Source organism: Arthrobacter sp. E70 (assembly GCF_058266945.1).
This window is the reverse complement of sequence record NZ_JBYQFR010000006.1, coordinates 159011-183133: the sequence shown is the minus strand read 5'-3', so window position 1 is coordinate 183133 and position 24123 is coordinate 159011. Positions and strand designations below refer to the sequence as shown.

The window sequence follows — 24123 nt, the reverse complement described above, 5'->3', positions numbered from 1 at the left end:
GGTGTGGGACGGGCTGGTGTGCACTTGTCGTGCGCTCCAAGGGTGCCGTTATGGCACGAAAAGCGCGAAAAACCCGGTGAGCACAATGAGCAAAATGCTCCCAATAAGCAGTATGCCAATCAATTGAGCCAAAGGCGCTGCCGTGACGGACGCCACCCTACAGTCTGTAGCACGCATCACAACGCTGTGGTGCCGTTCACAAGAAGGAGCCGGCTGTGCTGGTAATACTTGGATTCGCCATGATCGCGGTATTCATGGTGCTGATCATGACGAAGAAGTTGACGCCAGTGCTGGCGTTGATCATCGTCCCCACTGTTTTTGGCCTTTTCGCCGGGGCCGGCCTCGGCATCGGCGACATGGTGATGGACTCCATGAAGTCCATGACGTCCACAGCGGCCCTGCTGATGTTCGCCATCATCTACTTCGGCCTGATGATCGACGTCGGACTGTTCGACCCTCTGGTCAAGTTCATCCTCCGGAAGCTGGGCAACGACCCCGCCAAGGTTGTCCTGGGCACCGCCATCCTGGCGGCCGCCGTGTCACTGGACGGTGACGGATCCACAACGTTCATCCTCACCACCGCCGCCATGCTTCCGGTCTACCTGCGCCTGAAGATGAGCCCCGTGGTCCTCACCTGCGTGGCCGGCCTGGCCAACGGCACCATGAACATCCTGCCCTGGGGCGGTCCCACGGCCCGCGCCGCCACCGCCCTGAAGATCGACGTCAACGACGTCTTCGTCCCCATGATCCCGTCCCTGGTGGCCGGCCTCGTGGTCGTGTTCGCCTTCGCCTGGCTGCTGGGCCTGCAGGAGCGCAACCGCCTGCGTGCCACCGCACCGGAGATCTGGGGGGTGCCTGACACTGCAGAGGAGTTCGACGGCGGCACCCCGGCAGGAGGAAATGTCGGCTCCGGTGCCGGAACCGCCCGCGGTCGCAACGGCGTCAATCCCGGCGGAGCAGCCCCCGCTGGTGGTTCGGTGGCAGTCCTGGAACGCACGGAAGCCTTGGTGGACGAACACGACTCGGCCATGGCGGACACTGCGCTGGACCCCAACCGCAGCACCCTGCGGCCCAAGTTGTTCTGGTTCAACCTGGCCCTGACCGTCGCCGTGATGGTGGTGCTCGTGGCCAACGTCGTCCCGCTGCCGTTCGTGTTCATGGTGGGGGCCGCCGTCGCCCTGCTGGCCAACTTCCCGAAGGTCAAGGACCAGGGCACGCAGTTGCTGGCACACGCACCGTCCATCGTGGCCGTGGTCAGCATGGTCATGGCCGCCGCCGTCCTCACCGGCGTGCTGAAGGGCACCGGCATGGTCGAAGCCATGTCCGCATGGCTGGTCCAGATCATCCCGTCCTCCATGGGCCCGTTCATGGCCGTCATCACCGGGGTCCTGAGCATCCCCATGACGTTCTTCATGAGCAATGACGCCTTCTACTTCGGCGTCCTGCCGGTCCTGAGCGAGACCGCCGCCCACTACGGTGTCGGCGCCGCGGACATGGCCCGTGCCTCCATCACCGGCCAGCCGTTCCACCTGCAGAGCCCGCTGGTTCCGGCCATCCTGCTGCTCGTCTCGCTGGCCAAGGTGGACCTCGGTGACCACCACAAGAAGGTGCTTTGGCGCACCGCCGTCATTTCCCTCGTAATGCTGGGCGTCGGCATGCTGACCGGAGCCATCGGTATCGGTTAGTCTGTAGCTGCCTGCGCTCCCTGTCCCAGCGGCAGGACCAGGCATCGAAGGTGCCCGTCTGACGCCCGCTGGGGGCCGTCAGACGGGCATCTGCGTTTCCCCACTAGACTGGATCGGAAAACAATTCGAACTTTGCAGGGGAGATCCATGGCTGCGATCAACCGGGACGACGTGGCGCATCTGGCGCGGCTCGCCCACATTGAGATGAGTGCCGAAGAGCTGGACAGGATGGCCGGCGAACTCGCCGTCATCGTCGATTCGGTCAAGTCCGTCAGCGAGGCCGCCGGGGATGACGTCCCGGCCACCTCCCACCCCATTCCGCTCAGCAATGTCTTCCGCGAGGACGTGGTGGGGCACACGTTCACGGCGGAACAGGCACTCTCCGGCGCCCCGGATTCCGAAGAGAACCGTTTCAAGGTCCCGGCCATCCTGGATGAGGCATAACCATGACTGAACAGAACCCCACCGGCCTCAGCGCCGACGCCCTGATCCGCCTGTCCGCCGCGCAGCTGGCTGAAAAGCTCGCGGCCGGCGAGGTCACCTCCGTCCAGGCCACCCAGGCCTACCTGGACCGGATCGCCCAGGTGGACGGCGGCGAACGCGGCGTCAACGCGTTCCTGCACGTCAACGCCGACGAAGCACTCGCCGTCGCCGCCGAGGTGGACGCCATCCGCGCCGCCGGCGGTGCCGAGGCCGAAGCCCTGCACGTCCTGGCCGGCGTCCCCATCGCCGTCAAGGACCTCATCGTCACCATCGGCCAGCCCACCACGGCCGGTTCGAAGATCCTCGAGGGCTGGCACAGCCCCTACGACGCAACCGTCGTGGAGCGCCTGCGCGCCGCGAAGATGCCCATCCTCGGCAAGACCAACCTGGATGAGTTCGCCATGGGCTCCTCCACCGAGCACTCCGCCTACGGCCCCACCCGCAACCCGTGGGACCTGGACCGGATCCCCGGCGGCTCCGGCGGCGGCTCGGCTGCTGCTGTTGCCGCGTTCGAGGCACCCCTGGCCCTGGGCACGGACACCGGCGGATCCATCCGCCAGCCCGGCGCCGTCACGGGCACCGTGGGCGTCAAGCCCACCTACGGCAGCATCTCCCGCTACGGCGCGATCGCCATGGCGTCCTCGCTGGACCAGATCGGCCCGGTCACCCGGACGGTGCTGGACTCCGCACTGCTGCACCAGGTCATCGGCGGGCATGATCCCCGCGATTCCACCTCCCTGCCCGAACCCCTGGCCGACCTCGTGGCCGCCGCCAGGACCGGCAATGTCGAAGGCCTGCGGATCGGCATCATCAAGGAACTGCACGGCGAGGGCTACCAGGCCGGGGTGGAAAACCGCTTCAACGAATCCCTGGAGCTGCTCAAGGAAGCCGGCGCCGAAATCGTCGAGGTTTCCTGCCCCAACTTCCAGTACGCCCTGGGCGCCTACTACCTGATCATGCCGTCCGAGGCGTCCTCCAACCTCGCCAAGTTCGATGGCGTCCGGTACGGCCTGCGCGTCCTGCCCGAGGAAGGGCCCATGACCATTGAACGCGTCATGGGTGCCACCCGCGCCGCCGGCTTCGGTGACGAGGTCAAGCGCCGCATCATCCTGGGCACCTACGCGTTGTCCGCAGGCTATTACGACGCCTACTACGGCTCGGCACAGAAGGTGCGCACCCTGGTCCAGCGCGACTTCGACGCCGCGTTCACGGTGGCCGACGTGCTGATCTCGCCGACCGCCCCCACCACGGCTTTCCGGCTTGGCGAGAAGCTGGACGACCCCCTGGCGATGTACCTCAACGACGTCGCCACCATTCCCGCGAACCTAGCCGGCGTACCCGGCCTGTCGCTGCCCGGCGGCCTGGCGGACGAGGACGGGCTTCCCGTCGGCATCCAGCTGCTCGCGCCGGCCCGCGAGGACGCCCGCCTGTACCGCGTGGGCGCCGTCCTTGAATCGCTGCTTGAGGCCAAGTGGGGCGGGCCGCTGCTTGCCCAGGCCCCCGAACTTGCCGCTTCAGCGCCCCTCGAAACCCAGGAGGCAAAATAATGAGCACTGACCACGTCCTGAGCTTCGAAGAGGCCATGGAGAAGTACGATCCCGTCCTCGGGTTCGAGGTCCACGTGGAGCTCAACACCAAGACCAAGATGTTCTCCTCCGCGCCCAACGTGTTCGGCGACGAGCCCAACACGAACGTCAACGAGGTGGACCTCGGCATGCCGGGTGTCCTGCCGGTGGTGAACAAAACCGCCATCGAGTCCTCCATCAAGATCGGCCTTGCGCTGAACTGCAAGATCGCGGAGTCCTGCCGCTTCGCCCGGAAGCAGTACTTCTACCCGGACACCCCCAAGAACTTCCAGACCTCCCAGTACGACGAACCCATTGCCTATGACGGCTACCTGGACGTGGAACTCGAGGACGGCACCGTGTTCCGCGTGGAGATCGAGCGCGCGCACATGGAGGAGGACGCCGGCAAGCTGACCCACATGGGCGGTGCCACCGGCCGGATCCAGGGCGCCGACTTCTCGCTGGTGGACTACAACCGCGCCGGCGTGCCGCTGGTGGAGATCGTGACCAAGCCCATCGAGGGCGCCGGTTCCCGAGCCCCGGAACTGGCCAAGGCGTACGTGGCTGCCGTCCGCGAGATCGTGAAGAACCTCGGTGTTTCCGATGCCAGGATGGAACGCGGCAACGTCCGCTGCGACGCCAACGTCTCGCTCCGCCCGCACGGCCGCGAACGCTTCGGCATCCGCTCCGAGACCAAGAACGTGAACTCGCTGCGCGCCGTCGAACATGCCGTCCGCTATGAGATCCAGCGCCACGCCGCCGTCCTGGACGCCGGCGAGCCCGTGGTCCAGGAAACCCGCCACTGGCACGAGGACACCCGCACCACCACTTCCGGCCGTGCCAAGTCCGACGCCGACGACTACCGCTACTTCCCGGAACCGGACCTCGTCCCCGTGGTCGCCTCCCGCGAATGGGTCGAGGAGCTGCGCGCCACGCTGCCCGAGCCGCCGGCGGAGCGGCGCAAGCGGCTGAAGGCTGACTGGGGCTACTCCGACCTCGAGTTCCGCGACGTAGTGAACGCCGGCGTCCTGGACGAGATCGAGGAAACCATCGCTGCCGGCGCCTCCGCTTCGGTGGCCCGCAAGTGGTGGATGGGCGAGATCGTGGGCCGCGCCAAGGCCGCGGACGTTGACCCCGGCCAGCTCGGCGTGCAGCCGGCCACCATCGTGGAACTGGCCGGCATGGTGGAAGCCGGCAAGATCAACAACAAGATGGCGTCCCAAGTGCTGGACGGCGTGCTCGCCGGTGAAGGCACACCGGAGGAGATCGTCGAAAAGCGCGGCCTCGCCGTCGTGTCCGACGACGGGCCCCTGCTCGAAGCCATCGACGCCGCACTCGCGGCCCAGCCGGACGTCGCGGACAAGATCCGCGGCGGCAAGGTGCAGGCCATCGGCGCGATCGTGGGCGGGGTCATGAAGGCCACCCGCGGCCAGGCCGACGCCGGCCGCGTACGTGAACTGATCCTGGAGAAGCTCGGCGTCACCGTCTAGCGTTTCCTCCCGGTCCGGGCCGCAGCCAGCGCTGTTGGGTTTTCCAACGGCGTTCGCTTCGGCCCGGATTCGCGTTAACCACGGGTACGCAGGCCGCGGCGCCCCAAAGTACGCGTGGCCGCTGACGCCCGGCAGACTTACACTGGAGCCCACGGGGCGCCGGTGCCCCGGCAGCGTGCGGAAGGAACAGCCATGGCGGTCCGGGAACCAATGACGATGCGCAGGGCGGCACTTGCCGGTGCGGTAGCCCTGGCGCTGACCGGGACCGGTGCTGCGCTGGCCTGGTCCGCCACAGGCGGGCCCACACCGAGCCCATCACCCTCACAGTCATCACCATCGGCGCCGGGTAATTCAGGCAACGCTCCCGGACACAACAAGCCTGACAAGCAGGACCGTAAAGCCCAGCGGCCGCAGCCCCTGCATGGCGAAGGCGTGGTGAAGAACCCCGACGGAAGCTTTCAAACCGTGGTGGAACAGCGCGGCACCGTGGAAGCTGTCACCGACACGGCCATCACCGTCAAGAGCGAAGACGGATATTCCAGGACGTACACCGTCAACGGCGACACCAGGATCATCAGCATTCCCGCCCCGGCTGCCGAAGGGACAGGGGATACGGGCGGTTCAGGAGCAGCGGGCGACGACGGCAGGCGGCTTAAGCCCACGGAAGGAACCATCACGGATATCGCCGCCGGCGACACCGTGCGCATTGCCGGCGTCAAGGACGGCGATACGGCCACGGCCAAAAGGATCGTCAAGGGCGCCGGTGACGGCCCGGGCCTTGGGCTGGGCCGTGGCCATGGACACGGCAAGGGCCACAACATGTAGGTTGCCGCAAGTGTCGTTGTGAACGTCCAAAACGAGACTTGGTGCTAGTCAGTTGGGTCAGCCCTGCTGCACCAGCCCCGCCATGATGTCCTCCAGTGACTCACAGACCATGACGACGGACCTCCGCTTCAGGTTCTCAGGCCTGGCCAGCAGGTCGATCCGGCGGCGGGTGCTGATGCCTTCCAAGGGCCGCAAAACGATGTCCCGGTTGAGGACCGGTCCCGCGGTGTACCGGGGCAGCAGGCCCACCACGCCGCCCGTTGCCACGAGGGCTGCCACTGTGGAGTAGTCGTTGATCCGGTGGACGATGTTCGGCTCCCGGCTGGACACTGCCGCAATGGCGGCCAGGACATCGGCGGGGGAGTAGCCGGGGTGGCTGGTCACCCATGCCTCGCCGCCGACGTCGTCCGCCGTCACAGCGTCCTTCCCGGCCAGCGGGTGCGCCGCGGGCAGGGCCACGTCCAGCGGTTCGTGCGCCAGGGGGATCACGGCCACGCGTTCGGCGGGCCAGCGCGGGCTGTGGTCCATGCGGTGGGCCAGTACCAGGTCATACCGGGCCGTCAGGGCGGGGAAGTCCTGCTGGGCAACATCCTCGTCGGACAGTTCGATCCGCGGGTGCCCGGGCCGGTCCAGCATCCGCGCCAGCGGCGCGAACAGGGCCTGCCCCGCGCTGTGGAAGCCACTGACCGTCACCCTCCCCGCCTGCGAGCCGTGATAGGTGCCCAACGCGCTGCGGGCCTCGGCCATGGCACTGACGACGGCGGCGCCGGCGTCGGCAAGCACCTGGCCGGCCTCCGTGAGGACCAGATTCCGGCCCTCCTTGCGCGTCAGCGGCACCTCGACGGTGCGCTGCAGGTGGGCCAGTTGCTGCGAGACCGCCGATGGCGTGACCATGAGGGTATCGGCCACGGCCTTCACGCTGCCGAGTGCACCCAGTTCCCGCAGGATCTCGAGCTGGTGAATCTCCATGACGCAAGTCTATGCGTAAGTTCTGCCTACATCGTTGATTGAGAAAATTCCTGTTGTGCTAATGAATTTAGGGGGCTCTAATGAGGAGGACAGTACCCCTGCCGAAGCAGGGAAAAGCGCAGCACAACAACTAAGGAAGCCAATGAAGGCCCTGTACAAGCCCGGTCCGCAGGCCGGCTTCGAGATGGTGGACCGGCCCGAACCCGAGGCCGGCCCGGCGGACGTCAAGATCCGCGTCATGACCACCGGCATCTGCGGCACGGACCTGCATATCCGGTCCTGGGACTCCTGGGCCCAGGGGATGATCGAGGCTCCCCTCATCGCAGGGCATGAATTCTACGGCGAAGTGGTGGAAGTCGGCTGGGAGGTCCGCGACGTCAAGGTAGGCGACAGGGTTTCCGGCGAGGGCCATATCGTCTGCGGCATCTGCCGGAACTGCCGCGCGGGGCGCCGGCAGATGTGCATCCACACCGTCAGCGTCGGAGTGCAGCGTGACGGCGCCTTCGCCGAGTACGTGGTGATCCCCGAAACCAACGTCTGGGTCCACCATGACCCTTCCGTCACGCCCGAACTTGGCGCCATCTTCGATCCTTTCGGCAACGCCACGCACACGGCCCTGAGCTTTCCGCTGGTGGGCGAGGATGTGCTGATCACCGGCGCGGGTCCCATCGGACTGATGGCCATCGCGGTGGCCCGGCATGCAGGCGCACGCAAGATCGCCATCACGGATGTCTCCCGGCCCCGCCTGGAACTGGCCCGGCAGCTTGGCGCCGATCTTGCCATCGACGTCTCCACCACCCGGGTGCGCGACGCCCAGCGTGAGCTGGGCATGCGCGAAGGCTTCGACGTCGGAATGGAGATGTCCGGCCATCCCTCCGCCCTGCCTGAGATGATCGACAATATGAACCACGGCGGCCGGATCGCCATGTTGGGCCTGCCCAGCCAGGAGATCACCATCGACTGGGGCAAGGTGGTCACGCACATGCTCACGCTCAAGGGCATCTACGGCCGGGAAATGTATGAAACCTGGTACGCCATGAGCGCCATGCTGTCCTCCAACCCGGTGCTGCACGCCGGAATCTCCGCCGTGGTCACCGACACCCTTCCGGCCACGGAATGGGAGAAGGGCTTCGATATCGCCCGCAGCGGCGGAGGCGGCAAAGTTGTCCTTGACTGGACCCGACTGTAAGGAACCACCATGTACAACTCCATCAAGGACCAGCTGCGCGAAGAGCTGGACGACATCCGCACCGCGGGGCTTTACAAGACCGAACGCGCCATCACCTCGCCGCAGTCCAGCCACATCACTGCCGGCCGGATCGGGTCCCCGGGTGCTGACGTGCTGAACTTCTGCGCCAACAACTACCTGGGCCTGGCGGACCACCCGGACATGATCGGCGCGGCCAAGGCGGCCCTGGATGAGCGCGGCTTCGGCATGGCCAGCGTCCGCTTCATCTGCGGCACCCAGGACCTGCACCTGGAACTCGAAGCGAGGGTGTCGAAGTTCCTGGGCACCGAGGACACCATCCTGTTCTCCAGCTGCTTCGACGCCAACGGCGGCGTCTTCGAATCCCTGTTCGGCGCGGAGGACGCCATCATCTCCGACGCCCTCAACCACGCCTCCATCATCGACGGCATCCGCCTGTGCAAGGCCCGCCGCTACCGGTACGCCAACCAGGACATGGCGGAGCTCGAGGCGCGGCTGCAGGAAGCGCAGGATGCCCGCCGGAAGATCATCGTCACCGACGGCGTGTTTTCCATGGACGGCTTCCTGGCCCCGCTGGAAGCCATCTGCGACCTCGCCGAGAAGTACGGTGCCCTGGTCATGGTGGACGACTCGCACGCCGTCGGCTTCATGGGTGCCACCGGTGCCGGCACTCCGGAACACGCCGGCGTATCGGACCGGGTGGACATCTACACCGGAACGTTCGGCAAGGCCCTGGGCGGAGCGTCCGGCGGATACGTGTCCGGCCGCAGCGAGATTGTCGCCATGCTCCGGCAGAAGGCGCGGCCCTACCTCTTCTCCAACTCTGTGGCCCCCGCCATCGTCGCCGCCACGCTCAAGGCCCTGGACCTGGTGGAGAACTCGGCCGACCTGCGGCGCCGGCTATTCGAGAACGCGGCGCTGTTCCGCCGCCGGATGACGGAGGAAGGGTTCGACCTGCTGCCCGGCGAGCACGCCATCGTTCCGGTCATGTTCGGCGACGCCGTCATGGCCGCCAGGATCGCCGACGGGATGCTGCAGCACGGCGTGTTCGTCACCGCGTTCAGCTTCCCGGTGGTTCCGCGGGGTGCCGCCCGGATCCGCGTCCAGCTATCGGCCGCGCACTCAGCGGACGACGTCGAAGCGTGCGTGCGTGCCTTCGTTGCCAGCCGTGCCGAGATGGAAGGCTGAGGGGCTTTTCGGCAGGCGGGTTCCAGCAGGCCGAAACTCTGTCAGGATGGACCGATGGCAGCTCATTACGATGTCCTGATTGTGGGCGGCGGCATTGCCGGCCTGTCCCTGGCGTCCGCCCTGGCCGGCCGTTGCAGCGTTGCGCTGGTGGAGGCTGAACAGGAGCTGGCGTACCACACGTCCTCCCGTTCGGCCCGCCAGCTGATTCCCAGCTACGGGCCGCCGGTGGTGCAGGAACTCACCCTGCGGACGCTTGAACTGATCGCCGCCCGCGACAAGGAACTGCCCGGGCCTGTCCTGGTGCCGCGCAGCTTCATGCTCGTCGGCTCGGCGGCCGATGTGGCTGCGGAGGCCAGTGGCCACATGCAGCCGATCACCGTGGACCGCGCGGTTGAGTTGTGCCCGGCGCTGGTGCCGGGCACCTTCGAGGCGGCGGGGCTGGACACCGGCTCGTTCGGCTGCAACGCGCCCTTGCTGCTGGAGGACCACCGGGAGCGGGCGGCCTCCGCCGGAGCGGACATTATCACCGGCGCCCGGGTCCACTCGGCGCAGCGGCTGGGTTCCGGATGGCAGGTGGGGGCGGGTGCTGAGGGTTTCGAAGCGGGCGTCCTGGTCAACGCCGCAGGTGCCTGGGCGGACGAACTCGCGGTGCTCAGCGGCGTGGAGAAGCTGGGGCTGCAGCCGTACCGGCGCACCGCGGCGATTGCCGCCGTCGGGCATCCCCTGCCGCTGTCCAGTCCGATGGTGGCCGCGGCAGACAACTCCTTCTACTTCCGGCCCGAAGGGGCGGACGTGCTGATTTCACCGTCGGAAACCGAACCCAGCGGCCCGGAGGATGCCCGGCCCCGGCCCGGGGATGTGGAGCGTCTGGTGGAACGGCTGAATTCGATGACGCGCCTCGGGATCACCGGGATCCGCCGCGCATGGACCGGACTGCGTACGGAGGCCGCGGATGGCGTGCCGGTGGCAGGGTTCGACGCCGAAGCGCCCGGCTTCTACTGGCTCGCCGGGCAGGGCGGGTACGGGTTCCAAACGTCCTCAGCGATCGCCGAGCTTGCCGCGGAGCAGATCCTTGCGGGGCAGGGAACCTCAGGCGGGCCGGGTTCCGCCGGGCCGGTCACGGCTGGCACGGACTCCGCGGGTCCGGAATCCCGGACAGCGCAGGCCCTGGCCGCCACCCGCTGGTCGATCCGGCGCTGAAGAATGGTTCCATGAGCACCCTGATCACGAATATTGCCGAGCTGATGACGCAGGACCTGGAGCACCGGGTCCTGAAGGATGCCGCGGTGGTGATCGAAGGGGAACGCATCTCGTGGATCGGTGCCGCGGCCGACGCACCCGCCGCGGATGACGCCGTCGACGCCGGGGGGCGGGCCATGCTCCCGGGCTGGGTGGACTCCCATACCCACCTGCTTTTCGCCGGTGACCGGACGGCGGAGTTCGAAGCGCGGATGGCAGGGGAGTCCTATTCGGCCGGCGGAATCGCGGTGACCATGAACGCCACCAGGGCAACGGCGGATTTCGACCTCACGCGGTTGGCGATGGGCAGGGTGGCTGAGGCCGTCTCGCAGGGCACGACGTTCCTGGAAACCAAGACCGGCTATGGCCTGGACGTGGAACACGAGGCCCGCAGTGCCCGCATCGCATCGACCGTTGCAGACCAGGTGACCTTCCTCGGCGCCCACCTGGTCCCCGCCGGGCAGGACGCCGGCGCCTATACCGACCTGGTGTGCGGACCCATGCTCGCCGCTGTCCGCCCGTATGTCCAGTGGGCCGACGTCTTTTGCGAGGAAGGTGCCTTCACGGCCGAACAGTCCCGTCGGGTGCTCCTCGCGTGCCGGGACGCCGGACTGGGCCTGCGGGTCCACGGAAACCAGCTCGGCGAGGGCCCCGGCGTGCAGTTGGCCGTGGAGCTGGGCGCGGCGAGCGTGGACCACGTCAACTACCTGGCCGCGCAGGACGTCAAGGCCCTGGCTGCGTCCTGGTCGGGCTGGGACCCCGCCACCGGAACAGGGGAGCGCGGGACCGTGGCCACAGTCCTTCCCGCCTGCGACCTCTCCACCCGCCAGCCGCTGGCACCCGCCCGTGCCCTCCTGGATGCGGGCGTGCAAGTGGCGCTGGCGTCCAACTGCAACCCGGGAACGTCTTACACCAGCTCCATGGCCTTCTGCGTCACCACCGCAGTACTGCAAATGAACCTGAGCGTGCACGAGGCCGTCCGCGCGGCGACCTACGGCGGTGCACTCGCGCTCCACAGGGAGGCCGGCCCCGACGCCGACGGCGAACACGCCGTAGGATCCATCGCCGTGGGACACCGGGCGGACCTCCACCTGCTGAACGCACCCTCTGCCACGCATCTCGCTTACCGCCCGGGGATGCCGTTGACGTACGCTGTGTGGCGGGCAGGAGTCAGGGCGCGGTAACAGTCACAGCTTGTTTTGACGTTTTTTGATTATTTTCGCTGGGTTATAATCATCAAGCGTCATCGGAAGCGGTGGCTGGACTATCGAAAGGCCCCCTGCATGACCCGTACCGACCGGCTCACGGCGATTCTCGACCTGCTGGCCCGGACGGGACAGGTGGAGGTGGACGAGATCGTCAGCACCCTCAACGTCTCGCCTGCCACTGCCCGCCGCGACCTCGACAGCCTCGCCAAGCGGCGCCTGCTCACCCGCACCCGGGGCGGCGCAACCACGGGCGCCCTCGCGTACGACCTGCCCGGCCGTTACAACCGGGATGACCACGCCGAGGCGAAGGAACAGATTGCCCAATGCGCCTCGGCACTGATCAGGCCGGGCGCTGTCATCGGCCTGTGCGGGGGCACCACCAGTACGGCGCTCGCGCAGATCCTGGCCACGCGCGAAGACCTTAACGCACCTTCCAACCAGCCCACCCTCACTGTGGTTACGAATGCGATTAACATCGCCGGGCAGTTGGCGGTGCGGCCCAACATCAAAGTCATGGTGACCGGCGGGATCCTCAACCCACGGTCCTATGAACTGGTGGGTCCCTATACGGACATCATCATGCAGAAGGTGGTGCTGGATATCGCCTTCATCGGAGTCAACGGGATCGATCCCGAAGTGGGCCCTACCAATACGGGGGAGGGGGAGGCCTCGGTCAACGCCCTGCTGGCAAGCCGCGCCCGGGTCTCCTATGTCATCGCCGACTCCTCGAAGGTGGGTGTCCGGGCCTTCGCCACCATGGACGGCTACAACTTCACCCGGCTGATCACCGACTCCGGCATTTCACCCCGCGACAAGGCAGCCTTCGAAGCCAACGGCACGGAAGTGATCGTCGCACAGGCCTGACTCGTTGGGTACCCGGCTGCCGGCAGATTCACCAGGCGGGCAGTTCCATCAGGCCGAATCCAGAAACTGCAGGCAAGATGGGAACATGCTGGTTCCTGCCCGCCGTCGCCTGCGGCTCGAAGTCTGGATAGTCCTGGGCTTGTCCCTGGGGCAGTCCGCCGTCTATTCCGTGGTGCAGTTGCTGGACAAGATGACCCGGGCGCCGCTGGCCCAGGGCACGTCCACGCTGAACCGGTCGCAGAGCACGCGCGAGTACTTCGACCTGACCTACCAGCTGTTGGACATCGTTTTCGCCCTGGTGCCCGTCATGCTGGTCCTCTACTTCCTTACGGACCATCGCCAGGTTGCCACGGGCGATGCCGGCAGCCCGGGCTCCGCATTCCGGAAACTTGGGTTCAACTTCGCACGGCCGGGGAAGGATGTGCTGCAGGGGCTGGGGCTGGCAGCGCTGATCGGTATTCCATCCCTGGGGCTCTACGCCGCGGGCCGGGCGCTGGGAATCACCACCGCCATCATCCCCAGTGGCCTGGATGCCTACTGGTGGACCGTCCCTGTCCTGATCCTGTCCGCCGTCCGGCACGGCATCGTGGAGGAAGTCATTGTGGTGGGCTACCTCCTGGACCGTTTCGGGAAGTTCGGCTGGAGCACGCCCTTGGCCATCGCCCTGAGCTCGCTGCTCCGCGGAAGCTACCACCTGTACCAGGGCTTCGGGCCCTTCATCGGCAATGCGGTCATGGGGGTCGTCTTCGCTTGGATCTACACCCGCACCAGGCGCGTCATGCCGCTGGTCATCGCCCACGCGCTGCTCGACATCGTGGCCTTCGTCGGGTTCAGCCTCTTTGGCAAGGCAGTGGGGCTGGGGTAAGGCGCGTCGGCGGCGATGAATATCCCGCCGCCGGACTTCTGTGCACTGTCACCCAAGCAACGCTGCGCCACCCAAGCAACGCTGCGGGCACCACGCGGCACGCTTCGCCCCGCGATTCGCCATCTGCCGGCGCTCAGCCTTGGGCCAAGAGCAACCACCAGTCCGACTGAGGGTCGGGCGGCAACACGAACGGCAGGGCGTAGAACTCCTCCCATAGCGGATCTGAGGGGCAGAAGTGATGAGGGTCGAGCAGATTCCCTTCGGGTGGCTCTTCGGGTGGCGGGTCGGGCCACTCCGGCACTTCTCCGGGCGACCCAGTGCGCAGTGCATCGGGTGGCCAGTGTGTTGGTTCTGGGTCGTGTTGTTCGGCTGGGTAGTGGCGGCCGGTTGGGGAGGTCCAGCCGGGTGGTTCGTTGGTGGTGGCGGGGGTGGGGGTCCAGCCGGTGCTGTGTTTGAGGCGGTGGTGTTTGGGGCAGAGTTGTCCCAGGTTGGCGGCGCCGGTGGTGCCGCCGTTCTGCCAGGCGGTGAGGTGGTCGGTGTCATTGTCCAGTGATCGGTTGCTGCAGCCGGGGAAGGTGCACTTGCCATCCCGCATCCGGATCCACCGCTTGACTGCCTCCGGGAGCCGGTAGCTCTTCCGCCCGATCTCCAGTGGCGCCCCGTCCCTGGGGTCGACGAGGACACGGTAGAACGAGTCGGCGCCGTCGGCGAGAAGTTTGCGGGCCATGGAGGCCGGGATCGGTCCGTGGCCGTCGAGGATCGCGGGTTCGTCGGTGACGCCGAGGGCGGAGAACACCGGAACCATCACCAGCACGTCGGCCCTCGGGACGGGGACCTGGCCGAGGGCCGTGGTTCCTGGTTGCGGGGAACTGCCATCGCCGAAGCCCGTGTCGCCGGAGCTGACGGTTCCGTCGCCGAGGAGCACGCTGGCGGCGATGTCGGGGCGGAGTTGGGTGATGGTGCGGGGTTCGGTGGGGCCTTGGAGGCCGCGGGCGATGGCGGTGGTGCGGTTCCAGATCGCGCTGGCGGTGTCGCCGGGCAGGTGGAGCGTGATCCGGGCCATGCCGTCCCGGTCGGGCCGGTATTCCATGCGCCGGTCGGAGATCCCTTTGGCGTGCCGCTTCTCCAAAGACTCGGGGTGGTGGCGTTCGCGCCAGGCGCGGGCTTTGGCACGGAACCGTGACGGGACCAGCTTCCCGGGGGCGGCGCCGCGGGCCGGGTTCGGGGCGTCGGGGTCGAAGAAGTGCGCCACAAGCGACGCAGCACCGGCTGGGCTGAGGCCGTCGGTTTCATCCACGATGACCTTGGCGTGCTGCCACGACACCGTCCCGGCAGCCAGTGCGTGCATGACCGGCGGCAGCGCGCAGACCTGCTGCGACTGGTGGACGAACGCCCCTGCTGCCGCGGAGCTGATGGTCAGGACCCCGGCGATCTCCTCCACCGCGGACATCTCGGCGTAGGTGCGTTCCGGCACGGACGCGTCCGGCGGGGTCATCGCCTGCTGGATCCGGAGGCACTCCGAGGCATCCTGTGCTTTCACCGCGGCGAGCTGGCCCTCCAGGCGGGACACGAGTCCTAGCCGCTCCAGCCGGATCTCGTACTGCCGCTGCAACACATCTACCCCGTCATCGCGACCATCAGCACCAGCGGCAGAACTATCACCGGAACCTAGCCCATCCTCCTCCAGGAACAGCGCATCAAGGGCAGCAACAGAGGCACGAACACCCTCCATCCCCGCCACTGAACCGCCGCTGATTCCCATACGAACATCATCCAGCAGGGGTCCGACATTGTTAGTTGAGCCGCCGCCCGGCCCCAGCAGGACCGTCGCGAGGCAATTTCCCGCAGGCCGCCGTCGTACTCATTGTCTAAATGAATTCGGCCGCCATTTGGTGGTGACGCCGTTGTCACCACCAAATGGCGGCCGAAGCTGGTCCAGGCACAAGCCCGGGTAGCCATCCCCACACGGATGCGGGGATGGGGTGGCAGGAGGGTCAGATGGTGACTGCCCCGTTGGCGGTTTCGAACGTCACGGACATGATCCCCGGAGTGCCGTGCGGGGCAACCCAGTCCACCGCGACGTCTTCCAGCGGCCGCTCCACGGGCTCGCCCAGCCATTCGGTCACGCGTTCTGCGGAACCGGCAATGGTCAGGGAGCTCATCTTGACGTTGCTCGCGTAGGCGTTGGACGGATGCAGTGAGGGGTCGCCCTCCCACTTGAGCATGTAGGGAACCTGGGGGTCGGCGATAAGGCCCAGGATGCCGATCTGCTTCCAGACCAGCTCGCGGCCGTCAGGGAACTTGCGGTTTCCGTTGACGGCGGCGCGGCCCAGGCGCTCTTCGAAGGGGGCGAGGTCGTCCACTTCGACGCACCAGCCCATCCAGCCGCCCCCGGCTGCCGAACGGGCACGCACTGCCTGTCCGAAGGGGGCTTTGTCCGATGCCGGGTGGTCCAGGACCTCCACAACTTCAAGGTACTTGTGCCCGGCGAGCGGGATGATCATATTCCGGGTTCCGAACCGGGGGTGGACCCCGCCCTTCACTGCCTCAACGCCGAGGGCAGATGAAATACGTTCGGTAGTGGCCGCGAGGCCATCGTGTTCACAGGCGTAAGAGACGTGATCCATGCGCATGCCAACATCTTGGCACTTTGTGATCCGGCTCTCAGCTAAGGGTACCCTTACTGGATTCGGCCTCGGTTGCCGGCGCCGGATCTTCCGGCGCCGGCAGCTTTTTGTTGAGCCCGTAGGTCCTGTCAGGCGTACGCGATCCCCACGCTTCCCGAGCGCCAGGTGATCCGGCCGCCCTGGAAGTCCTGGGAATAGGCGCCGCCACCGGCGGGGTATTCTCCGGTGGTCGGGTAGCCGAGGCGGCCGCCCTCGGAGCCCTGGCCCACCCAGGCGGACCTGATGCCGCCGGTAATAACGTGTGCGCCCGCGGCGGGAGACCACACCACCTCTCCGCCCTGGAAGTACTGCTTCGCGCCGCCACCCACGAGGCCGCCGATTTCGTCGGTTGTGGGGTAGCCGAGGCCGCTGGCCGGGCCGCCGGCGTTGTCCCACGTGGCGCCGATGCCGCCCTTGGTGATGTGGGAGCCTGTCGCGGCGTTCCAGGAGATCTTGCCGTACTGGAAGCCCTGCATGACGCCGCCGGGAATCGGTGCATACTCGTCGGTGGTGGGGTAGCCGAGGCCGCTGAGCGGGCCGCCGGCGTTGTCCCAGGTGGCGCCGATGCCGCCCTTGGTGATCCGGGACCCCGTGGCCGCGTTCCAGGAGATCTTTCCGAACTGGAAGTTCTGCATGACGCCACCGGCCATCGGTGAGTATTCGTCCGACGTCGGATAGCCAAGGTCGCCGTCCTGCGCGCCGCTGCCCTTCCACGTCGTGTTGATCCCGTTGACAACCGCGAAGGCAGCCGAGCCGGGCAGGTAAGCGATGATTCCGTGCTCGAACTCCTGGTACGAGCCGCCGAACCGCTGGTTCGTAACCTCATTGGCGATAGGAAGCCCCACGATCCCGGAGACTTCGGCGTACTTGTCCGCTATGGGACCCTGGACGGCGTACGTCCCGGTGTTCGCCGTCGGCGGCACTACATGCAGCAGGCGGTTGGGTGTTCCTGCACTGGCATTGGCGATCGTTCCGGTGACGGACGAGGAATTCAGGGCCGAGGCAACCTGGGAAGGGGTCAGTGACGGGTTCTTCGCCAGCAGGAGCGCTGCTGCGCCGGCCACGTGCGGGGTTGCCATGGACGTCCCGCTGAGTGAAGCGGTAGCGGTTGAGGAGGTGTACCAGGTGGACGTTATACCCACGCCCGGGGCGTACAAATCCACGCAATTGCCGAAGCTGGAGAAGCTTGCCTGCCGGTCCGAGGAATCGCTGGCAGCGACTGTGACGGCCGCCGGCAGGCGCGATGGGGAAGTGGTGCATGCATCGACGGCGCTGTTCCCGGCAGCAACAATCGCAGGAATGCCGTCACTGATGACCGCCTGCACCGCGGCGTCGAGGGTGTTGCTCGCCGGGCCGCCAATACTCAGGTTCACCACGGCCGGCGCTCCGTCGCGGTGGTTTGCAACGACCCAGTCGAGCCCTGCAATCACGTCCGAGTAGAGGCCGCTACCGTCGCAGGCGAGTGCCCGCACCGGAATGAGGGTGGCGGATTTTGCCATACCGTAAACCGAGCCCGCGATGGTCCCGGCCACGTGCGTACCGTGGCCGCTGCAGTCGCTTGTTCCGAGCCCGTCATTCTTCGCGGTCCACCCTTGCGCAACCCGGCCGCCGAAGTCGACGTGCGACGCGAGGATCCCGGTGTCCACCACGTAGACGCTGACGCCCTGCCCGGACGCCGGGGGCGTGTAGGTCCCGGAAAGCGGAAGTGCCATCTGGTCGGAACGGTCCAGTCCCCAGGGCGCATTCCGCTGTGTCTCCGAAACCGTGACGGCATAGTCGGGTTCCACGGCGATCGCCCGTCCGGAACGGATCATGGCGGCGGCCTGCGCGGCCGTCGCCTGGACGGCTGCGCCCTTCAGCACCGTTTCAAACGTACGGACGACGCCGATGCCCTGGGCGCGTAGGGACCGCACCTCGCCGGCAACGTCCGTCCCGGCCGCGAAACGCACGAGGTAGCGCCCGTTGTCGCTGGCTTCGGGTGCGGCAGGAGCCGCCGACGCCGCGGGCGGGGACACCAGCCCGCCTGCCACGGCAACGAGGCCAACAGCCAAGGATGGCAGGACGGTGCGGAGAGCCTGGCGGAACAACTGGGGCAACGGAATCCCGATCCTTTTGTGCGTTGGAGAACTGTGCTGTGGAACTTTCCCACAGCGAATCTATCCGACAGGCCGGGGACAACAGCCGAACCTCGGTGAATCCTGCGGGTTCCCTGTGGAACTTTGGCGAAACTTCCGTGGAGGCAAGGGAAAGACCACATCGGCGGGACGACGCGGGACCATGTTCGTCACAATCCTGTTCCCCACGGCCGCTCTGTTCCTACACTGGGCCCAGGTCATGAGTGCCAGCGCCAAGCCCCGGCTCGCTGGCCGGCAACCCTCCATCCGCGGTGGGGTGCCCCGGGTGAGGACCTGGTTGTCCGGCGCCGGCCGGACAGCAAGCGCGGCCCGAGGTGCTCCCAGCATGCCGGGCCCATGTCAAAGGAGCCTTGAATGTCCAACGGATGGTCCTTCGAAACCCGCCAGATCCACGCGGGGCAGGAAGCGGACAGCGCCACGGGTGCCCGTGCGCTTCCTATCTACCAAACCACGTCCTTCGTCTTTCCCACGGCAGAAAGCGCCGCCAACCGCTTCGCCCTGGCCGAACTGGCGCCCATCTACACCAGGATCGGCAACCCCACCCAGGATGCCGTGGAGCAGCGGATCGCCAGCCTCGAGGGCGGCCTCGCCGCGCTGCTGCTGAGCTCCGGGCAGGCGGCCGAGACCTTCGCCGTCCTGAACATCGCCGAGGCCGGCGACCACATCGTGGCCAGCCCCAGCCTTTACGGCGGCACCTACAACCTGTTCGCCCACACTCTCAAGAAGTTCGGCATCTCCGTTACGTTCGTGGAAGATCCGGACAACCTGGACCAGTGGCGTGATGCCGTGCAGCCGAACACCAAGCTCTTTTTTGGCGAGGTGGTGTCCAACCCCCGCCAGGACGTCCTGGACATCGAAGGCATCTCCGGCGTCGCCCACCAGGCTGGCGTGCCCCTCATTGTGGACAACACCCTGTCCACCCCGTACCTCATCCGTCCCCTGGAGTGGGGAGCAGACATCGTGATCCACTCTGCGACGAAATACCTGGGCGGCCACGGATCGGCCATCGCCGGCGTCATCGTCGATTCCGGCAAGTTCGACTTCAGCAAGGATCCGGAACGGTTCCCCGGCTTCAACACCCCGGACCCCACGTACAACGGCCTCGTCTATGCCCGCGACCTGGGGGAGGGCGGCGCGCTCGGGGCCAACCTTTCCTACATCCTCAAGGCCCGTGTCCAGCTGCTGCGCGACCTTGGATCGGCAGTCTCGCCCTTCAACGCCTTCCTGATTTCCCAGGGCCTGGAAACGCTGAGCCTGCGCGTGGAACGCCACGTGGCCAACGCCACCGAAGTGGCGCGCTGGCTGGAAGGAAGGGACGACGTCGAATCCGTCGCCTACGCGGGGCTGCCCTCAAGCCCCTGGTACGAACGTGGCCGGAAGTACGGTCCCAAGGGGACAGGCGCCGTCGTCGCCTTCAATCTGGCCGGCGGCGCGGAAGCGGGCAAGCGCTTCGTGGACGCCCTGGAACTGCACTCCCACGTGGCCAACATCGGTGACGTCCGCTCGCTCGTCATCCACCCGGCGTCGACCACCCACAGCCAGCTCTCGCCGGAACAGCAGGCGGTTGCCGGTGTGACTCCGGGGCTGGTCCGCCTCTCCGTGGGCCTGGAGCACATCGATGACATCCTTGCCGACCTCGAAGCGGGCTTCCGGGCAGCCAAGGGCGCAGCAGAGGCCTAGCGCACAACGCAAAAACATGCACCGGCAAGCCGGGGAAGTCACAACCAGTCACACTCTTGGTCCGGAGCGGGGTGTATTTCGTACACTCGAACCAGGTCATGAGTGCCAGTGACAGCCCCGGCTTGCTGGCCGGCAACCCTCCTTCCGCGGTGGGGTGCCCCGGGTGAAGACCTGGCCTGCCGGTCAGACGACGGCGGGCAAGCGCGTAGAAGAGGTCCTGCCATGACGGTTACCGTCGCCCGTACCACCATCCCCGAACACGGAATTGTCCGCTACGCCTCCATTGGAGGACTGGAACTGGAAGCCGGGGGCTACCTGCCCGACGTTACGCTGGCCTACGAAACCTGGGGAACACTGAACGCCGACGGCAGCAACGCGGTCCTGATCGAACACGCCCTCACCGGCAGCACCCACGTGACCCGCGGCGACACCGACGAGGAAGGCTGGTGGGAGCAGCTGGCCGGGCCCGGCGCACCGGTTGATACGGACAAGTTCTTCGTGGTGTCCATCAACATCGTGGGCGGCTGCTACGGCTCCACCGGACCATCCTCACCTGCCCCCGACGGACGTCCCTGGGGTTCTCGCTTCCCGCTGGTGACCCTCCGGGACAGCACTGTGGCGGAGGCCCGGCTGGCGGACCTGCTGGGAATCAGCAGCTGGTATGCGGTCCTTGGCGGTTCCATGGGCGGTGCCCGCGCCCTGGAGTGGGCCGTGACCTACCCCGAGCGTGTGCAGCGCTGCGCAGTGATCTCCGTCGGCGCAGCCAGCACGGCCGAACAAATCGCGTTCGCCCAGGCCCAGACCCTCGCCATCCGGCAGGACCCGAACTTCAACGGCGGCGACTACTACGGCGGTCCCTGTCCGGAAGACGGGCTGGCGCTGGCGAGGCGCATCGCCCACATCACCTACCGGTCAGCGGCGGAACTGGAAGGCCGGTTCGGCCGTGCTGCCCAGGCGGCCGAGTCGCCGCTGCAGGGTGAGGTCCTCGCTGCACGGGGCCGCTACCAGGTGGAAAGCTACCTGGACCACCAGGGCAACAAGCTCGTCCGGCGCTTCGATGCCAACAGCTACATTGCGCTGACCGAGGCGCTGATGAGCCACGATGTCTGCCGGGGCCGCGGGACCCTGGCCGAGACGCTGGCCGCCGCCAGCGCCCGCTTCTTCGTGGCCGCCGTGGACTCGGACCGGCTCTACTTCCCGTCCCAATCAAGGGAACTTGCACAGGCACTTCCGGGGGACGTTGACGTCCACGTCATCCAGGCCCCGATCGGGCACGACGGGTTCCTGACCGAAATCGGGCAGCTCGGACACCAGCTGCGGACCACTTTCCTCGTCTAGCGCAGCCCCCGTTTCCCCGCCGCATGTGCAATTATGCAGAGGCCTTCTGCACTAATCGGCGTTGAGGTTGCACCGCAGGCAGACCATACTCGAAAAATCCGGCATTCGTGGTGTGCATCACACCCGGCTGCCTTCGACTGGTCCCAGTGGTGTCGACGACGACGCCGAAGGAGTTCGCATGAGTACGGAAAGCTCCGCCGCAAGGCGCACAGAGGAAACCGATGTCAAGGCCTCAGGCCTGAGGAAAGTGGTAACGGCGTCCATGGCCGGAACGGTCGTGGAATGGTACGAGTTCTTCCTCTACGCCTCCGCCGCCACGCTGGTCTTCGGGAAGGCCTTCTTCCCCAACGCCGGCACGGAACTGGACGGCATTATCGCTGCCTTCCTCACCTACGCCGTGGGCTTCGTGGCCCGCCCCATCGGCGGCATCGTCTTTGGCCATTTCGGCGACAAGTTCGGCCGGAAGCAGCTGCTGCAGCTGAGCATCATCCTGGTGGGTGTTTCCACGTTCCTGATGGGCTGCCTGCCCACGTTCGCGCAGATCGGCTACTGGGCGCCCGCGCTGCTGGTGTTCCTCCGGTTCGCCCAGGGCTTCGCCGTCGGTGGTGAATGGGGCGGCGCCGTCCTCCTCGTCGCAGAGCACAGCCCCAGCAAGTCCCGCGGTTTCTGGGCCAGCTGGCCGCAGTCCGCCGTGCCGCTGGGCAACCTGCTCGCCACCGCCGTGCTGTTCATCCTGTCCTCCACCCTGACCCAGGACGCCTTCCTCGGGTGGGGCTGGCGCGTGGCGTTCTGGCTGTCGGCGGTTATCGTCCTGATCGGCTACTACATCCGCACCAAGGTCAACGACGCCCCCATCTTCCTGGAGGCCCGCAAGGAAGTCGCCGCCGGCCACAAGGGCTACGGCGTGGCCGAAGTGTTCCGGCGCTACCCGAGGGGCGTCTTCACCGCCATGGGACTGCGCTTCGCCGAGAACATCCTCTATTACCTCGTGGTGACGTTCTCCATCACCTACCTGAAGACCGTGGTCCAGGCCGACACCACGCGCATCCTCCTCCTGCTACTGCTGGCGCACGCCCTGCATTTCGCCGTCGTGCCGATGGTCGGCAAGCTTTCTGACCGCCTGGGCCGCAGGCCCGTGTACCTGGCCGGCGCCATCATGGCTGCCACCTGGGGCTTCTTCGCCTTCCCCATGATGGACACCAAGAACGATTTCGTCATCCTCGCCGCCATCATGATCGGCCTGGTGTTCCACGCCTTCATGTACGCCGGCCAGCCGGCAATCATGGCGGAAATGTTCCCCACCCGGATGCGCTACTCCGGCGTCTCCCTGGGCTACCAGGTGACCTCGATCGTGGCCGGTTCCCTGGCTCCGATCATCGCGGCCTCGCTCCTGGGCACCTACAAGTCCTCCCTGCCCGTGGCGATCTACCTGCTCCTCGCCTGTGCCGTCACCGCCGTCGCCGTCTTCTTCCTCAAGGAAACCCGCGGCATCTCGCTCCACGACGTGGACGCGGCGGACGCCCAGGGCACCGCGGACCTGCTCGCCGCCAACAAGAAGTAGGCAGGATCCGCATGAAGGCCGCCGTCCTGTATGCCACCGTTCCCGCCCCCGCGCCGGGGGCAGGATCGGGGCAGCCCCGCTACGCGGCTGCCCACCCCCTGGTGGTGGAGGAACTGGAGTCTCCCAAACCCCGTGCCGGCGAGCTGGGCGTTGCCATCACCTACTCCAGCCTGTGCCATTCGGACCTGTCCGTGGTGGACGGCTCCCGGGTCCGCCCGCTTCCCATGGCGCTCGGCCACGAGGCGGTGGGACGCGTGCTGTCCGTGGGCGAGGGCGTGGTGGACGTGTCCGTGGGCGACCATGTGGTGTTGGTCTTCGTCCCCAGCTGCGGTGACTGCCGGGCATGCCGGTCCGGCAGGCCCGCCCTCTGCCACCGCGCGGCAGAGGTCAATGGTTCCGGTGACCTGCTGCACGGGGAAGCACTGTTGCGGACGCCCACGGGGGAGCGCATCAACCACCACCTCGGTGTCTCGGCCTTCGCCGATTACGCGGTGGTGGCGCGGGAGTCGGTGGTGGTGATCGACGACGACGTCCCGGACACTGTCGCGGCAATGTTCGGTTGCGCCGTGCTCACCGGGATGGGCGCCGTGCTGAACACGGCCGCCGTCCGCCCCGGTCAGTCCGTGGCGGTCTTCGGCCTCGGTGCTGTCGGCCTTTCCGCCGTGATGGCGGCCCGTATCGCCGGCGCCGCCAGCGTGATCGCGATCGATCCGAACCCCGGCAAGCACCAGCTGGCCCGCGACGCCGGTGCCACCGCCGTGGGAACACCGGAGGAGGCTGCCGGGCTGATCGCGGAAGCTGCGGGCGACGGCGTGGATGTTGCCATCGAGGCGGTGGGTTCGGCCGCCGTGATCGCGTCCTGCCTTGAGCAGGTCACCCGCGGCGGGGCGGTGGTCCCGGTGGGACTGCCGCATCCTTCCGCCCAGCTGACGGTGCCGGCCCTGCAGTTCGCCGGTGCCGGTAAACGGCTCCTGGGCTCCTACATGGGCGATGCCGTGCCCGGGCGCGACATCCCGAAATACCTGGGCTACTGGCGGGAGGGCAGGCTGCCGGTGGAACTGCTGCACACCGATACCCGGCCGCTGGCCGAGATCAACGAGGGCCTGGACGCGCTCGCGTCCGGGCAGGTGGTGCGGCGGCTCTTCCAGGCCTGAG

The 24123-nt window shown here is 67.2% G+C and carries 19 protein-coding genes and 2 riboswitches; of the genes, 15 read left to right on the top strand and 4 right to left on the bottom strand.

From position 1 onward, the window contains the following. The first annotated feature begins 215 nt into the window (after nt 1-215). The 5 genes from AC3IMC_RS09735 to AC3IMC_RS09715 all read left to right on the top strand — a co-directional run bounded on the left by AC3IMC_RS09735 (nt 216) and on the right by AC3IMC_RS09715 (nt 6048). Complete coding sequence (locus AC3IMC_RS09735) at nt 216-1685, top strand: CitMHS family transporter (protein ID WP_490918310.1); 1470 nt, start codon at nt 216-218, stop codon at nt 1683-1685. A gap of 147 nt (nt 1686-1832) precedes the next feature. Beyond that, complete coding sequence (gene gatC, locus AC3IMC_RS09730) at nt 1833-2129, top strand: Asp-tRNA(Asn)/Glu-tRNA(Gln) amidotransferase subunit GatC (RefSeq protein ID WP_490918309.1); 297 nt, start codon at nt 1833-1835, stop codon at nt 2127-2129. Between the two features lie 2 nt (nt 2130-2131). After that, nucleotides 2132-3715, top strand: coding sequence for an Asp-tRNA(Asn)/Glu-tRNA(Gln) amidotransferase subunit GatA (gatA, locus tag AC3IMC_RS09725; RefSeq protein ID WP_490918308.1), 1584 nt, complete (start codon nt 2132-2134; stop codon nt 3713-3715). After that, a complete protein-coding gene (gene gatB / locus AC3IMC_RS09720; RefSeq protein ID WP_490918307.1) occupies nt 3715-5223 on the top strand; it encodes an Asp-tRNA(Asn)/Glu-tRNA(Gln) amidotransferase subunit GatB in 1509 nt (502 codons plus the stop codon). Before gatA ends, gatB begins: the two co-directional genes overlap by 1 nt. Before the next feature lie 192 nt (nt 5224-5415). Continuing rightward, nucleotides 5416-6048 (top strand): hypothetical protein, encoded by a 633-nt coding sequence (locus AC3IMC_RS09715; RefSeq protein WP_490918306.1) that lies wholly within the window; start codon nt 5416-5418, stop codon nt 6046-6048. Between the two features lie 57 nt (nt 6049-6105). Here the strand turns inward: AC3IMC_RS09715 and AC3IMC_RS09710 are convergent, their stop codons facing one another. Next, on the bottom strand, nt 6106-7017 hold the full coding sequence (locus AC3IMC_RS09710) for a LysR family transcriptional regulator (protein ID WP_490918305.1): 912 nt from the start codon (nt 7015-7017) through the stop codon (nt 6106-6108). A gap of 142 nt (nt 7018-7159) precedes the next feature. Between AC3IMC_RS09710 and tdh the strand changes: the two genes are divergently transcribed. From tdh to AC3IMC_RS09680, 6 genes are all read left to right on the top strand, one after another. After that, nucleotides 7160-8206, top strand: coding sequence for an L-threonine 3-dehydrogenase (tdh, locus tag AC3IMC_RS09705; protein ID WP_490918304.1), 1047 nt, complete (start codon nt 7160-7162; stop codon nt 8204-8206). Between the two features lie 9 nt (nt 8207-8215). Beyond that, entirely contained in the window at nt 8216-9412 is a 1197-nt protein-coding gene (locus AC3IMC_RS09700) for a glycine C-acetyltransferase (RefSeq protein WP_490918303.1), read from the top strand. Between the two features lie 54 nt (nt 9413-9466). Next, nucleotides 9467-10612, top strand: coding sequence for an NAD(P)/FAD-dependent oxidoreductase (locus AC3IMC_RS09695; protein WP_490918301.1), 1146 nt, complete (start codon nt 9467-9469; stop codon nt 10610-10612). 11 nt (nt 10613-10623) lie between these two features. Continuing rightward, entirely contained in the window at nt 10624-11835 is a 1212-nt protein-coding gene (gene hutI / locus AC3IMC_RS09690) for an imidazolonepropionase (protein ID WP_490918300.1), read from the top strand. Between the two features lie 99 nt (nt 11836-11934). Continuing rightward, on the top strand, nt 11935-12723 hold the full coding sequence (locus tag AC3IMC_RS09685; protein WP_490918299.1) for a DeoR/GlpR family DNA-binding transcription regulator: 789 nt from the start codon (nt 11935-11937) through the stop codon (nt 12721-12723). Between the two features lie 85 nt (nt 12724-12808). Next, complete coding sequence (locus tag AC3IMC_RS09680) at nt 12809-13588, top strand: CPBP family intramembrane glutamic endopeptidase (RefSeq protein ID WP_490918298.1); 780 nt, start codon at nt 12809-12811, stop codon at nt 13586-13588. A 133-nt stretch (nt 13589-13721) separates the two neighbouring features. On the opposite strand, the gene AC3IMC_RS09675 is transcribed toward AC3IMC_RS09680, so the two are convergent. The 3 genes from AC3IMC_RS09675 to AC3IMC_RS09665 form a co-directional block, all read right to left on the bottom strand. After that, on the bottom strand, nt 13722-15350 hold the full coding sequence (locus AC3IMC_RS09675; RefSeq protein WP_490918297.1) for an HNH endonuclease signature motif containing protein: 1629 nt from the start codon (nt 15348-15350) through the stop codon (nt 13722-13724). Between the two features lie 232 nt (nt 15351-15582). Next, complete coding sequence (locus AC3IMC_RS09670; RefSeq protein ID WP_490918296.1) at nt 15583-16221, bottom strand: VOC family protein; 639 nt, start codon at nt 16219-16221, stop codon at nt 15583-15585. 122 nt (nt 16222-16343) lie between these two features. Further along, on the bottom strand, nt 16344-18350 hold the full coding sequence (locus AC3IMC_RS09665; protein ID WP_490918295.1) for a S8 family serine peptidase: 2007 nt from the start codon (nt 18348-18350) through the stop codon (nt 16344-16346). A 234-nt stretch (nt 18351-18584) separates the two neighbouring features. Then, a riboswitch (SAM riboswitch) is annotated at nt 18585-18700 on the top strand. Nucleotides 18701-18743: 43 nt separating this feature from the next. On the opposite strand from AC3IMC_RS09665, the gene AC3IMC_RS09660 reads away from it, so the two are divergent. The 4 genes from AC3IMC_RS09660 to AC3IMC_RS09645 all read left to right on the top strand — a co-directional run bounded on the left by AC3IMC_RS09660 (nt 18744) and on the right by AC3IMC_RS09645 (nt 24122). Next, a complete protein-coding gene (locus AC3IMC_RS09660; RefSeq protein WP_490918294.1) occupies nt 18744-20069 on the top strand; it encodes a bifunctional o-acetylhomoserine/o-acetylserine sulfhydrylase in 1326 nt (441 codons plus the stop codon). Nucleotides 20070-20163: 94 nt separating this feature from the next. Then, a riboswitch (SAM riboswitch) is annotated at nt 20164-20279 on the top strand. 12 nt (nt 20280-20291) lie between these two features. Further along, the gene (gene metX, locus AC3IMC_RS09655; protein ID WP_490918293.1) at nt 20292-21407 is read left to right on the top strand and encodes a homoserine O-acetyltransferase MetX; all 1116 of its coding nucleotides are present in this window, start codon (nt 20292-20294) and stop codon (nt 21405-21407) included. Nucleotides 21408-21585: 178 nt separating this feature from the next. Beyond that, entirely contained in the window at nt 21586-22968 is a 1383-nt protein-coding gene (locus tag AC3IMC_RS09650; protein ID WP_490918291.1) for an MFS transporter, read from the top strand. Nucleotides 22969-22979: 11 nt separating this feature from the next. Next, nucleotides 22980-24122 carry a zinc-binding dehydrogenase gene (locus AC3IMC_RS09645; protein ID WP_490918290.1) on the top strand — a complete coding sequence of 381 codons (1143 nt, stop codon included), beginning with the start codon at nt 22980-22982 and terminating at the stop codon, nt 24120-24122. Nucleotide 24123 lies beyond the last annotated feature (1 nt).